This is a genomic window from Streptomyces showdoensis (assembly GCF_039535475.1).
Classification (GTDB): domain Bacteria; phylum Actinomycetota; class Actinomycetes; order Streptomycetales; family Streptomycetaceae; genus Streptomyces; species Streptomyces showdoensis.
The window spans coordinates 284,611-296,754 of the sequence record NZ_BAAAXG010000027.1 but is presented as its reverse complement, the minus strand read 5'-3'; the positions used below and the strand labels follow the sequence as shown (position 1 = coordinate 296,754).

Below are 12,144 nucleotides of genomic sequence, written 5' to 3'. Positions count from 1 at the left end.
GCGGCGCCGCTCGTCGATCCCGTCCGACCGCCACGACGCCCCCCTAGCCCGCGTACACGCGGGTGCCGCCGACGAAGGTCTGCTCCACGCGGGCCTCGGCGATCTCCGCGTCCGGCGCGGTCAGGATGTCGCGGTCCAGGACGACGAGGTCCGCGAGGTACCCGGCGCGCAGGCTGCCGGCCTCGTCGTGGCCGCCGACGTGCGCGGAGCCGGCCGTGTAGGCGGCGAGGGCGGTGGGGAGGTCGAGGCGCTGCTCGGGCAGGAAGACCCGGCCGTCGGTGGCGCCGGGCTCGGCCCGGTTGACGGCCACGTGCAGGCCGGCCAGCGGGTCGGGGCTGCTGACCGGCCAGTCGCTGCCCGCGACCAGGGTCGCGCCGGCCCGGACCAGGTCGCCGAACGGATACTGCCAGGCGGCGCGTTCGGGGCCGAGGAACGGAATCGTCAGCTCGTCCATCTGCGGCTCGTGCGCGGCCCACAGGGGCTGGATGTTGGCGAGCGCGCCGAGGCGGGCGAAGCGGGCGATGTCGTCGGGGTGCACGACCTGGAGGTGGGCCAGGTGGTGCCGGTTGCCGCGCCGGCCGTTGGCCTCGACCGCGGCCTCGACCGCGTTCAGGGCCTCGCGGACGGCACGGTCGCCGAGCGCGTGGAAGTGGACCTGGAAGTCGAGGGCGTCGAGCTCGGTGACGTAACCGCGCAGCGCCTCGGGGTCGACGAAGCTCAGCCCGGTGTTCGCCGTCGCGCAGCCGCAGGCGTCGAGGTAGGGGCTGGTCATGGCCGCGGTGAAGTTCTCGGCGACGCCGTCCTGCATGATCTTCACCGAGCCGGCCCGGAAGCGCCCGTGGCAGGAGCTCGCGCGGCGCTCGACGAGGTCGGGGATCTGCTCGGCGCCGCGGGCCCGGTCCCACCACAGCGCGCCGCTGACCCGTGCGGTGAGGGTGCCGTCGTGGGCGGCGGCGAGGTAGGCGTCGGCCGGGTCCGCCATCCCGCTGAAGGAGCCGAGGAGGGCGTCCTGCCAGCCGGTGATGCCGAGCGAGTGCAGCAGGGCCTGGGCACGGAGCAGTCCGGCGAGCCGGTCGGCGGCGGTGCTCGGCGGCAGCAGCCGCTGCACGAGCGCGACCGCGCCCTCCTGGAGGACGCCGCTGGGGGTCCCGTCGGCCTCGCGCTCGATGCGGCCGTCGGCCGGGTCGGGCGTGTCGGCGGTGATCCCGGCGAGCTCCAGGGCGCGGGAGTTGGCCCAGGCGCCGTGGTGGTCGCGGTTGACGAGGAGCACCGGCCGGTCGGGGACGATCCCGTCGAGCAGCCGCCGGGAGGGCAGCCCGCCCTCGAAGCTCTCCATGGACCAGCCGCCGCCGGTGATCCAGGGGCGGTCGGGGTGGGCGGCCGCGAACTCACCGATGATGCGCAGGTAGTCGTCGACGCCCGTGGTGCCGGTGAGGTCGCACTCGGCCATCTCCATGCCACCGGAGACGGCGTGGATGTGGGCGTCCTGGAAGCCCGGGATCAGCAGCTTGCCGGCCAGGTCGACGACTTCGGTCTTCGGACCGATCAGGGCGCGGACCTCGTCGTGGCCGACGGCGATGATCCGCTCGCCGACGACGGCGAGGGAGGTGGCCCGGGTACGGGCGGGGTCGCCCGTGAAGACGGGGCCTCCGGTGAAGACCAGGTCGGCCGTGCTCATGTACGTACTCCTGGAGGGTGAGGGGTCAGGGCGGCCGTTGCCGCGCTGAGCCGCCGGACCGGCCCGAGGGGGGCCGGTGCGAGGGGCGTCATGCAACCCCTGCGGCGGTTTACACGTCAAGGGTGTTGTCATAAGGTCCGACGGCATGGCCGAACGAGTGGTGCCGGAGAACCGGCGACAGCGCAGGCGCCCGACCAAGCAGGGCACCGTCCTTTCCGAGCGGATCATCATCGAGACGGCGCTGCGGCTCATCGCCCAGCACGGCGCGGAGGCGCTGTCGGTACGGCGGCTGGGCGCCGCCCTGGGCGCCGACCCGAGCGCGGTCTACCGCTACTTCCGCAACACCGACGACCTGCTCCTGGCCCTGGCCGACGAGCTGATCGGGGTGGCGCAGGCGGGCTGGCGGGCCACCGGCGACTGGCGGGCGGACCTGCAGGACATCGCCCTGCGCATCCACGCCGCCTATCTGGCGAACCCCCAGGCCGCGGCGCTCGCCGCGCACCGCACGACGGGGCGCGAGTACGAGACCCGGGCGGTGGAGGCGATCCTCTCGGTGCTGCGGGGGGCGGGGTTCCCGGACGCGGAGGCGGTGCGGATCTACCACGCGTTCGTGGACCAGGCGCTCGCCTTCGCGGCCCTGGACGCGGCCGCCATGGCCCTGCCGGAGCCCGCCCGGGAGGCCGACGAGCAGGTCTGGCACGCGGCGTACGGGAAGCTCTCGGCCGCCACCCACCCGCATGTCGCCGCGACGTATCCGCTGCTCGCGGCGGACATGCGGGACAGCGGGCACCCGTTCGCGCTGGAGCTGATGCTGGACGCGGTCGGGGCGCGGCTCGCCGCGCACCGCAAGGGGTAGCCCCGAGGGGGGATTCCGGTCGGCGGCGCTTCGGCGGACGCCGGGCGGCGCTCACGCGGACGCCGAGCGGGTCTCACGCCGACGCCGAGCGCGGCCTTACGCGGACGCCGGGCCGGTCTCACGCCGACGCCGGGCGGGGCTCACGCCGACGCCGGGCGGGGCTCACGCCGACGCCGGGCGGGGCTCACGCCGACGCCGGGCGGTCTTAGGCCTACGCCGGGCGGTCTTACGTCAACACCATTGACGCAAAATCGTCCGGCCGGGTCTCATGGCGGCACTTCGGAGGCCCGTACCTCCGCGATCCGAAGGAGCCCCGCCCATGGACCCCGTGCACGCGCTGCGCGACGCCTCGCCCATCCCGTTCTGGCTGGACGACCCGAGCCGGCCGCAGGCCTCCCCCGCCCTCGTCGGCCCCACCGACTGCGACCTGCTGGTGGTCGGCGGCGGCTACACCGGGCTGTGGACCGCGCTCATCGCCAAGGAGCGCGACCCGTCCGCCGACGTGGTCGTCATCGAGGCCGACCAGGCCGGCGGTGCAGCCTCCGGCCGCAACGGCGGCTTCTGCGAGTCGAGCCTCACCCACGGCCTGGGCAACGGCCTCGCGCGCTGGCCGCACGAGATCGGGCGGCTGGAGCGCCTCGGCCGGGAGAACCTCCAGGGCATCGAGGACGCGATCGCCCGCTACGGGATGGACTGCGCCTGGGAGCGCACGGGTTCGCTCGCCGTGGCGACGGAGCCGTACCAGCTCGCCGGGCTCGACGAGGAGGCCGAGGCCGCCGCGCGCCACGGAGCGGAGGTCACGCTGCTCGACGAGTCCGCCGTCCGCGCCGAGATCGACTCCCCCTCCTTCCTCGGCGGGCTGTGGAACAAGGACGGCGTCGCCATGGTCGACCCGGCCAAGCTGGCCTGGGGCCTGAAGCGGGCCTGCCAGGAACTGGACGTCCGGGTCTACGAGCACACCCCCGGCACCGGGCTCACCGAGGACGGCGCCCGGATCTCCGTCACCACCCCGTACGGCCGGGTGCGCGCCCGGCGGGTCGCGCTGGCCACCAACGCGTACCCCTCGCTGCTGCGCCGGCACCGCCCGTACACCGTCCCGGTCTACGACTACGCGCTGATGACCGAGCCGCTGACGGAGGCCCAACTCGCCTCCGTGGGCTGGAAGAACCGCCAGGGCTGGGCCGACTGCGCCAACAGTTTCCACTACGTGCGGCTCTCCGCGGACAACCGCGTCCTGTGGGGCGGCTACGACGCCGTCCACCGCCGCGCCGTGCGGGCCGAGCACGACCGGCGGCCCGCCTCCTTCGCCACGCTCGCCCGGCACTTCTTCGCGACCTTCCCGCAGCTTGCCGGGGTGCGCTTCAGCCACGCCTGGGGCGGCGCCATCGACACCAGCACGCGCTTCTGCGTCTTCTTCGACACCAGCCACCGCGGCAAGGTCGCCTACGCGGCGGGCTACACGGGCCTCGGCGTCGGCGCCACCCGCTTCGGCGCGGAGGTCATGCTCGACCTGCTGGCCGGGCAGCGCACCGAGCGCACCTCCCTGGACCTGGTCCGGCGCAGGCCGCTGCCGTTCCCGCCCGAGCCGGTGCGCTCGCTCGGCATCGGGATCACCCAGTGGTCGATGGCCCGCGCCGACGCCCACGAGGGCCGCCGCAACCTGTGGCTGCGGACCCTGGACCGGGCCGGACTCGGCTTCGGCAGCTGAGCAGGGCGCGCGCGCCCCGCCCGGACCACCGCGTCAGTCGCTCCGGCCGCACCAGCCGCACCACGGGAACCACACGCACTACCCAGCTACACGCACTACTCGAACCACACACCACACACACCACACTCACCACCCGCACCACCTGGGCCCCCCACGCCACCCGTCGCATCCGCGCCATCGCCGAGGAGGCCCCTTTGCACACCCCCGACGCCACCCTGCCCACCGGGTCGAGACCCGCGTCCGCGCCCGGTCCGCGCCGGCTGCTGCCCCTGCTCTCGCTCGCCCACGCGGCCCTGTTCACCGTCTACATGGGCGCCGGGGGCATCCTGCTGCCGGTGCAGGTCGAACTCCTCGACCCCGCCGACAAGGTGGCGAACCTCGGGCTCGTGTCCGGGGTGGCCGCGATCTTCGCGACCCTGTTCAACCCCCTCGCCGGCCTGTTCTCCGACCGGTCGGGCCGGCGCAACCCGTGGATCCTGGGCGGCGGTCTCTCGGCCCTCGCCGCCCTGGCCCTGCTGGGCGCGGTGCGGACCGTGCTGCTGGTGACCCTCGCCTGGTGCCTCGTCCAGGCGACGATGAACGTCTTCCAGGCCGCGCTCACCGCCGTGGTCCCGGACCGGGTGCCGGCCGAACGGCGCGGTCTCGCCTCGGCGATGGTCGGCATCGGCACCCCGATCGGCTCGGCCGTCGGCATCTCCGTCGCCGCGCTCTTCGTCCCCGACGCGCTCACGACCGGCTACCTCGTCCTCGGCGCGGTCATCGCGGGCGCCGCCGTCCTGTTCACCGCCCTCGTGCGGGACCGCCGGACGGCGGAGCGGACCCGACCGGTGCCGCTGGGGCGGCAGTTCGCCGCCTTCGCCGCCACCCTCCGGGACGCCGACTTCCGCTGGGCGTTCATCGGCCGCTTCCTGCTGATGCTGGGATTCTTCTCGGTCTCCCTGTACCAGCTGTACATCCTCCAGGACCACATCGAGCTGCCCGCAGGGCTCTCCCCCACCGACGCCGTCGCGGTCACCGCCCCGATCGACGCGGTCTGCACCCTGCTCGCCACGGTCGGCGGCGGCCTGCTCTCCGACCGGCTGGGCCGCCGCAAGCCGATGATCGCGGTGTCCTGCGCGCTGAGCGGCGTGTCCATGCTGGTGCCGGTGTTCGTGCCGACCTGGACCGGCATGCTGGTCTTCACCGTCCTGACCGCGCTGGCCTTCGGCAGCTTCATGGCCGTGGACACCGCCCTGGTCACCCTGGTCCTGCCCAGCGCCGACGACGCGGCGCGCGACCTGGGCGTCCTCAACATCGCCAACGCGGGGCCGCAGATCATCGCCCCGTTCCTGGCCTCGCTCCTCGTCGGCACCCTGGGCTACGACGGGCTGTACGGGGTGGCCGCACTGCTGACCCTGCTCGGCGCGGCCTCCGTGGCGGGGATCAAGGGCGTGCGCTGAGCAGGCACGGCTGCGGCTCGACCCGGGAGGCCCGGTGCTGACCGTCACGCCGTGACACGGCGGGGGGCCGTGCCGGACGGCACGGCCCCCCTTCCCGCTCCGCGGAGCCGTGGGTCAGACCCCCGGAACGGCGCGCGCCCGGAACGCGGCGCGGACGGCGTCGGCCGCCGCCGGGCCGTACATCCGCTGGGCCGTGGCGATCGTCTTCGTCGCCGCGGCCGAGAAGGAGGTGTCGGGCGCGAAGCCGAACTGGGCGTTCACGATGATCCGGTCGGCGGTCCGGGCGCCGAGCGCGCCGCGGATGTCCCACAGCGCCCGGGACCAGATCTCGCCGTCCGCGTGCACCTCGCCGACCCGGTCCGCGTAGGTCTTGCCGGAGTCGACCCGGCGCAGGCAGTGCGGGGCCGTGCTGTACGGGACGGAGTCCCAGTCGGCGACGCAGGCGAGGTCCGTCCGCACCGGCCAGCCGTAGCGGGCCGCCGCGTTGGCCCCGACCTCGACGGCCAGGTAGTCGCCGAAGGCCTCGCCGATGGCGCCGGCCTCGGCGGAGCTGCCGAAACCGGGGACCTGGGCCTCGTGCACGGCGTGACCGTACTCGTGCACGATCACCTCGGCGTCCTCTGCGTCGTCGACGCCGCCCTTGCCGAAGCGGATCTCGTCCTTCTTGTCGGTGAAGAAGGAGTTGTCCGAGCCCCACTGGTTGAGGCGGACGGGCTGCGGGCGGTCGTTGGCCCCGGGCAGCTCGGTGCCGAAGCCGAGGCCCTGGAGGTACTCCTGGGCCTCGTTGACCCAGAAGTAGGCCATGACCTGCTCGAACCCGTCGTCGTGCCGGTCGTACGCGGCGGCGTCGGCGGCCTTCGCGGGGGCGCCGGTCTCGGACCTGACGTACGCCCAGCGCCCGGAGAGCCCGCCACTGCCGTCGAGGTTGCGCAGCACGGCGGTGGTGTAGGCCGAGGCGGGGACCGCGGCGGCGGCGTCCTTGGCGTCGGCGAGGGTCTGGTCGCCCGTGGACTGCACCGGATTGACCATGAAGATGCGGGCCTGCGGGCCGGTCTCGGCGGGCGTGGCGGCCGTGGCCGTCGTGACCGGGGCGGTGAGCGCGGCCGTGGCGGTGGCCACGGCTATCAGGCCGCGGGTGGTGCGGCGTGCCATCAACGTCCTCCCAGGGGGATGTCAGGGGGGGTGGCGTGGTGCGGCCGTGATCATCGCGCAGGGGCGGGGTCCGCGTCGAGGGTCAGGCCGGGCCGGGCCTCGCGGGCGAGGCCGTGGGCGAACGCGGGCCACCAGGCGCCGGCGGGCGGGTCGACGATGCCGTACTCGGGGTCGACGGTGCCGCCGGTGCCCCGGGCGCAGCTGCCGTCGGACTCGCCGATGGTCTTCACGTACAGGTAGGCGTCGGCCAGCGGGACCCCGGTGTCGGCGGTCGGGCGGAGGCCGATGCCCCGACCGGGCGGGTTGCACCAGGTCTCCGGGTCGGTGTACCTGCCGGGGGCGGGGGTCCAGGGGCCGCGGCCGTTGCGGCTGGTGTCGACGACGAAGTGGAGCAGCTCGGCGGCCGGCGGGCTGCCGGCGACCCGGTCGTACCAGGCGTCGGTCCAGTGCCAGGTGGACGGGTCGGCCGCCGAGACCGCGTTGCCGGGGGCTCCGTCGTTGGGGGCGGCGCCGGAATGGAACTGGCTCGCGCACCAGTCGGTGTGGCCGCGGCCCCAGTCGGGGCCCCGGGTGGCGAACCAGACGCACTTCGAGATCCAGGTGCCGTAGCGGGTCAGCTGCTCGGTGGGCTGGAAGTTGGAGACGTTCAGGGAGAAGCCGTCGGCCTTGTGCACGCCGGCGTCGATCAGCCGCCGGGCGATGTCGCCGACGGCCTTCCACTGACTGTTGCCCGCGTCGAGGTAGACGGCGGTGCCGGGGCGGGCCTTGAGCGTCGTGACGGCGAAGTCGAGGTCGGCGAGCCGGGCGGCGGTGAGCTCCCCGGTCGGATCCACGTTCCCCGCGCAGTCCTCGGGCAGGGCGGCCAGGCCGTCGGGTTCCAGGACCACCAGCGCGGGTCCCTCGCCGACGCCCTCGGCGAGGGCCGCGATCCAGTCCCGGTAGGCGGACGAGGAGGCGGCGCCGCCGCTGGAGTAGAGGCCGCAGTCGCGGCCGGGGACGTTGTACGCGACGAGCACGGGGAGTTGGTGCGCGGCGCGCGCCCGCGCGACGAGGGCGCGCGCTCCGGCGCGCACGCTCCCGGGCGTGCCGCCGGTGAACCAGGCGGCCTGCGGCAGCGCGGCGAGCCGGCGCATGTTCTCGGCGTTCGCGGCACCCTCGGGCCCCCCGGCCGCCGCGTCGACGACGGCCTGGCGCGCGGCGCCGCTGTCGGGGTCGACGTAGAACCGGGTGGCGGCGGTCAGCGGCGCTCCGGGCGCCGGGTCCCCACCGGTCCCGCCCGTGGTCCCGGCCGACGCCGCCGGGGCGACGGAGGTCCAGACGGCGCAGGCGGCCAGCGCCGCCGCCAGTGCGGCGGCGCGCCGCCCCGGAATCCGGAACTTCATGAAGGGCCTCCCGTGGTGCGGTCAGCCGCAGCCTAGGCGGCGGTGATCATCGGGAGGGCCGGAACCGCGCGTTCGGGCGCGATTCAGTCCTGGCGGCTGCTCTCGTCCCGGAGCCAGGTGTCGAAGTCGCGCGCCTTGATGGCCTTCCGCGCGCCCCTGCGCGCCGCGAGCGCCGCCGAGAGGAAGACGACCACGGCCGGCAGCAGCGCGGGCTCGGCGCGGACCAGGGCCTTCAGGTCGGAGACGCCGGTACGGGCCGAGGGCGGCGCGGCGGGCGCCGAGGCGTCCGGCCCGGCCTCCCGGTGACCCGCCTGGTGGGCCTCGAGCTGGGCCGTGGAGGTGGCCGCCCGGACCCGGCGGCGGATCAGGTCCCGCCAGGTGCGCGGCGGCCGGACCACCACCCGGGCGGTACGGACCACGCTGCGCTCGGCCGGCCCGAAGGCGAGCGAGGCGGCCAGGTCGTCGGCCATCAGCGGGGGCAGCGCGGCGATCCGGGCGTGGCCCTCGCCGGACATGGCGATCACGCCCCGCCCGAAGAGCCCCTCGCGGACCGCGGGCAGCCGCTGCCACACCCGGTAGTACGCGCGCACCCGCCAGGAGCAGCCGGTCATCGGCAGCTCCCGCTCGGGCGCGGCGGCGAGGACCTCGCCGGGCGCGTCGAGCGCGGCGGTGAGGGCACGGACGTCCCCGGCGCCGAGCACCACGTCGGCGTCCACGTAGATCCGCGGGAAGCCGCGGGCGTGCGTGTCACCGAGGCGCAGGGCCTCGTGTTTGGAGGGCACGGGGGTCTCGACGACCCGCACCCGCGGGCCGCGCTCCCCGGCGACGCGGGCGGTGTCGTCCGTACAGCCGTTGCACACGACGACGATGTCGAACTCCTCGTCACGGGAGCCCTCCAGGAGGGCGTCCAGGAGGCGGCCGAGGGTACGTTCCTCGTTGTGGGCGGGGATCACGATGCTGGGCACGGGGACAGTATGACCAAGGCGTCCCACTCTTACAGTTCCTTCAACTATCGGTAGGAGTTTCACACAACTCCTGGCTGGCCTGCCCCAGTTGGTCTAGATTGAGCGCTGCCGGATCCGCTGGGGCACGAACACGACTCGTCCCGGGCGGATTCTGCGTCCTGTGCGGACACCGGCCGTGGCTGGGGAGACTTGCGACCGCGGTCCGCACCGTTCAGTCAGGCGGAAGAGCCGCGCACCCTCGTCGCACCACCGCTGCCTTTCCCCTGCCCGCGAGCCGCTCTCGTGGGCGGACCGGGGAAAGAGCGACGGCGTTCGACGGGGTGCGCGTGAAGCGCCCTTGGGGGGAATGGATGACCGTCCTGCCGGTCACGCATGAGCGGCATCGAGTCGAATCCACACATTTCGACGTCCACCGCCTGTGGTGGCGGAGGAGACACCAGATAATCCTGCTGGCCGCGGACACCGCGGCGGCCGTCGCGGCCGCGGTGAGTGTCCTCGGCGCGGTGGGCCACTGGCCCGTCGTCCTCGGCCTGCCGCCGGCCTGGGTCACGCTGATGTACGCCCACCGGGCCTACGAGCGGGGCTCGTTCGGCTCCGGCGGCGAGATATACCGCCGGGTGCTGCGCGGCGCCCTGGTCCTGCCGGCGCTCGCCGCGGTGCTCGGCTGGGGCCTCGTCGGCGACCTCGACCTGCTCCACGAGATGATCCTGGCGGCCCCGGCCGTGGCCGCCCTCGCCCTGGCCGCCCGATTCCTGCTCCGGCGCTGGCTGCGCCGCGACTGGGCGCAGGGCCGGAACCGGACCACCGCGATCCTGGTCGGACCCTCGGCCGGCGTCGCCGAACTCCTCGCCGCGCTCCGGCGGGACGGGCGGCCCGGCGCCCCGGCCGGGGCCGTGCTCCAGGGCCTGGACATCGCCGGCGTGTGCCTGACCGACCCGCTGAACGCCGAGGGCGTCGACGCCTTCGGGGTGCCGGTGCTCGGCGGGGTCGACGAAGTCCCGCGCGCCATAAGGGCCTTCGGCGGCTCCACCACCGTGGTGGTGCTGCCCTCGCCGGAGATCGACGCGACCCTGCTGCGCGGGCTCTCCTGGAGCACCGCCGCGGCCGGCGGCGACTTCCTGCTGGCCCCCGCCTTCGGCGACGTGGCCGCCTCCCGCCTGGAGGTCCGGCCGGTCGGCGGGGTCCCGCTGATCCATCTGAAGGCACCGCGGCTGTCCCGCTGGGCCCGGCTCCCCAAGGAGCTGGCCGAGCGCCTGGCCGCCGCGGTCCTGCTGCTCGTGCTCGCGCCGCTGATGTGCGCCGTCGCCCTGGCCGTCCGGCTCGGCAGCCGCGGTCCGGCCCTGTTCCGGCAGGTCCGGGTGGGCCTGCACGGCAAGCAGTTCACGATGTTCAAGTTCCGTACGATGCGGCCCGACGCCGAGGCGGTCAGGGCCGAGCTCGCCCATGCGAACCACAACAGCGACGGCCTGCTGTTCAAGGTCCGCGACGACCCGCGCGTCACCCGGGTGGGCGCCACCCTGCGCAAGTACTCGATCGACGAACTGCCCCAGCTGCTGAACGTGCTGAACGGGCGCATGTCCCTCATCGGGCCGCGCCCGCCGCTGCCCGAGGAGGTCGCCGGATACAGCCACGAGGTCCGGCGCCGGCTGCTCGTCAAACCGGGCCTCACCGGCCTGTGGCAGGTCAGCGGACGCTCCGACCTGCCCTGGGACGAGGCCGTACGCCTCGACCTGGCGTACGTGGACAACTGGTCGCTCGGCCTGGACGCGCTGATCCTGCTGCGCACCGGCCCCGCCGTCCTGCGCGGGACGGGGGCCTACTGACGATGAAGGGAACACACGTGAGCGACGCGAAGGACGCGGCTCGTCCGGACGGGCCGCTGGGGGTCGCCGTCATAGGCGCCGGCTACTGGGGCCCGAACCTGGTGCGCAACTTCCAGGGCAGCGACCGCTTCCGGCTGCGCTGGCTCTGCGACCTCGACGTCACGCGCGCCCAGCGGGTCCTCGGCGGGTACTCCACCGTCCAGGCCACCGACGACTACGCGGCGGTCCTCGCCGACCCGGACGTGCACGCGGTCGCCGTCGCCACCCCGGCCGGGACCCACCTGGACGTGGCCCTCGCGGCGCTGCGCGCGGGCAAGCACGTGCTGGTCGAGAAGCCGCTGGCCACCACGTACGCCGACGGGGCGCGGCTGGTCGCCGAGGCCGAGGAGCGCGGCCTGACCCTGATGTGCGACCACACCTACTGCTACACCCCGGCCGTGGCGAAGATCCGCGAGCTGGTGCGCGAGGGCGCCCTCGGCGACATCCACTACGTGGACTCGGTGCGGATCAACCTGGGCCTGGTCCAGAAGGACATCGACGTGCTGTGGGACCTCGCCCCGCACGACCTGTCCATCCTGGACTTCATCCTGCCGGAGCACGTGGAGCCGGTCGCGGTCGCCGCGCACGGCGCCGACCCGATCGGCGCGGGCCAGGACTGCATCACGTACCTGACCCTCCAGCTGAACACCGGGGCCATCGCCCACGTGCACGTCAACTGGCTCTCCCCCACCAAGGTCCGCACCACCATGGTCGGCGGCTCCAAGCGGACCCTGATCTGGGACGACCTCAACCCCGCGCAGCGCGTCGCGCTGTTCGACCGCGGGGTGGACCTAGCGACGCCCCAGGAGCTGGGCGCGGACGAGCGCCGGGACGCCCTCATCTCGTACCGCAGCGGCGACATGATCGCCCCGGCGATCGGCGAGAAGGAGGCGCTGCGCAGCATGGTCGACGAGTTCGCGGCGGCGATCACGGAGGGCCGGCCGGCGCTGACCGACGGGCGGGCGGGGCTCCGGGTGCTGGACATCCTGGAGGCGGCCTCGCGGAGCCTGCAGTTCCGCGGTGCCGTCGTCGGGCTGCGGACCGGCTCGGACCGGTCCATCAAGAACGGGAACGAAGTGCTGGGAGAACGGCGTTGAGCGAT

The 12,144-nt window shown here is 74.5% G+C and carries 9 protein-coding genes; 5 read left to right on the top strand and 4 right to left on the bottom strand.

Annotated features, from left to right (window positions below; all coding sequences use genetic code 11):
• Nucleotides 1-43: 43 nt before the first annotated feature.
• On the bottom strand, nucleotides 44-1,678 hold the full coding sequence (locus tag ABD981_RS34175; RefSeq protein WP_046907650.1) for an amidohydrolase: 1,635 nt from the start codon (nucleotides 1,676-1,678) through the stop codon (nucleotides 44-46).
• A gap of 145 nt (nucleotides 1,679-1,823) precedes the next feature.
• Between ABD981_RS34175 and ABD981_RS34170 the strand changes: the two genes are divergently transcribed.
• The 3 genes from ABD981_RS34170 to ABD981_RS34160 all read left to right on the top strand — a co-directional run bounded on the left by ABD981_RS34170 (nucleotide 1,824) and on the right by ABD981_RS34160 (nucleotide 5,681).
• Nucleotides 1,824-2,534 carry a helix-turn-helix domain-containing protein gene (locus ABD981_RS34170; protein WP_046907651.1) on the top strand — a complete coding sequence of 237 codons (711 nt, stop codon included), beginning with the start codon at nucleotides 1,824-1,826 and terminating at the stop codon, nucleotides 2,532-2,534.
• A gap of 319 nt (nucleotides 2,535-2,853) precedes the next feature.
• Nucleotides 2,854-4,242: an NAD(P)/FAD-dependent oxidoreductase gene (locus ABD981_RS34165; RefSeq protein WP_046907652.1), complete on the top strand. Its 1,389-nt coding sequence runs from the start codon at nucleotides 2,854-2,856 to the stop codon at nucleotides 4,240-4,242.
• Nucleotides 4,243-4,436: 194 nt separating this feature from the next.
• The gene (locus tag ABD981_RS34160) at nucleotides 4,437-5,681 is read left to right on the top strand and encodes an MFS transporter (protein WP_240495199.1); all 1,245 of its coding nucleotides are present in this window, start codon (nucleotides 4,437-4,439) and stop codon (nucleotides 5,679-5,681) included.
• A 114-nt stretch (nucleotides 5,682-5,795) separates the two neighbouring features.
• Here the strand turns inward: ABD981_RS34160 and ABD981_RS34155 are convergent, their stop codons facing one another.
• The 3 genes from ABD981_RS34155 to ABD981_RS34145 form a co-directional block, all read right to left on the bottom strand.
• Nucleotides 5,796-6,833, bottom strand: a complete 1,038-nt coding sequence (locus tag ABD981_RS34155; RefSeq protein WP_046907653.1) for a M4 family metallopeptidase — start codon at nucleotides 6,831-6,833, stop codon at nucleotides 5,796-5,798.
• A 50-nt stretch (nucleotides 6,834-6,883) separates the two neighbouring features.
• A complete protein-coding gene (locus tag ABD981_RS34150; protein WP_046907654.1) occupies nucleotides 6,884-8,215 on the bottom strand; it encodes a glycoside hydrolase family 6 protein in 1,332 nt (443 codons plus the stop codon).
• Between the two features lie 83 nt (nucleotides 8,216-8,298).
• The gene (locus ABD981_RS34145; protein ID WP_123954441.1) at nucleotides 8,299-9,180 is read right to left on the bottom strand and encodes a glycosyltransferase family 2 protein; all 882 of its coding nucleotides are present in this window, start codon (nucleotides 9,178-9,180) and stop codon (nucleotides 8,299-8,301) included.
• Nucleotides 9,181-9,530: 350 nt separating this feature from the next.
• Here ABD981_RS34145 and ABD981_RS34140 point away from each other — a divergent pair, with 350 nt between their 5' ends.
• Together ABD981_RS34140 and ABD981_RS34135 are read left to right on the top strand one after the other, a co-directional pair.
• Nucleotides 9,531-11,003 (top strand): sugar transferase, encoded by a 1,473-nt coding sequence (locus ABD981_RS34140; RefSeq protein ID WP_123954442.1) that lies wholly within the window; start codon nucleotides 9,531-9,533, stop codon nucleotides 11,001-11,003.
• Nucleotides 11,004-11,020: 17 nt separating this feature from the next.
• Nucleotides 11,021-12,139 carry a Gfo/Idh/MocA family protein gene (locus ABD981_RS34135; RefSeq protein ID WP_240495200.1) on the top strand — a complete coding sequence of 373 codons (1,119 nt, stop codon included), beginning with the start codon at nucleotides 11,021-11,023 and terminating at the stop codon, nucleotides 12,137-12,139.
• Nucleotides 12,140-12,144 lie beyond the last annotated feature (5 nt).

What these genes read in the sequence shown, in the direction of transcription:
- ABD981_RS34170 (WP_046907651.1), top strand. Translation starts at nt 1,824, where the DNA reads ATGGCCGAACGAGTGGTGCCGGAGAACCGGCGACAGCGCAGGCGCCCG.
- ABD981_RS34140 (WP_123954442.1), top strand. Translation starts at nt 9,531, where the DNA reads ATGACCGTCCTGCCGGTCACGCATGAGCGGCATCGAGTCGAATCCACA.
- ABD981_RS34175 (WP_046907650.1), bottom strand. Translation starts at nt 1,678, where the DNA reads ATGAGCACGGCCGACCTGGTCTTCACCGGAGGCCCCGTCTTCACGGGC.
- ABD981_RS34155 (WP_046907653.1), bottom strand. Translation starts at nt 6,833, where the DNA reads ATGGCACGCCGCACCACCCGCGGCCTGATAGCCGTGGCCACCGCCACG.
- ABD981_RS34150 (WP_046907654.1), bottom strand. Translation starts at nt 8,215, where the DNA reads ATGAAGTTCCGGATTCCGGGGCGGCGCGCCGCCGCACTGGCGGCGGCG.
- ABD981_RS34165 (WP_046907652.1), top strand. Translation starts at nt 2,854, where the DNA reads ATGGACCCCGTGCACGCGCTGCGCGACGCCTCGCCCATCCCGTTCTGG.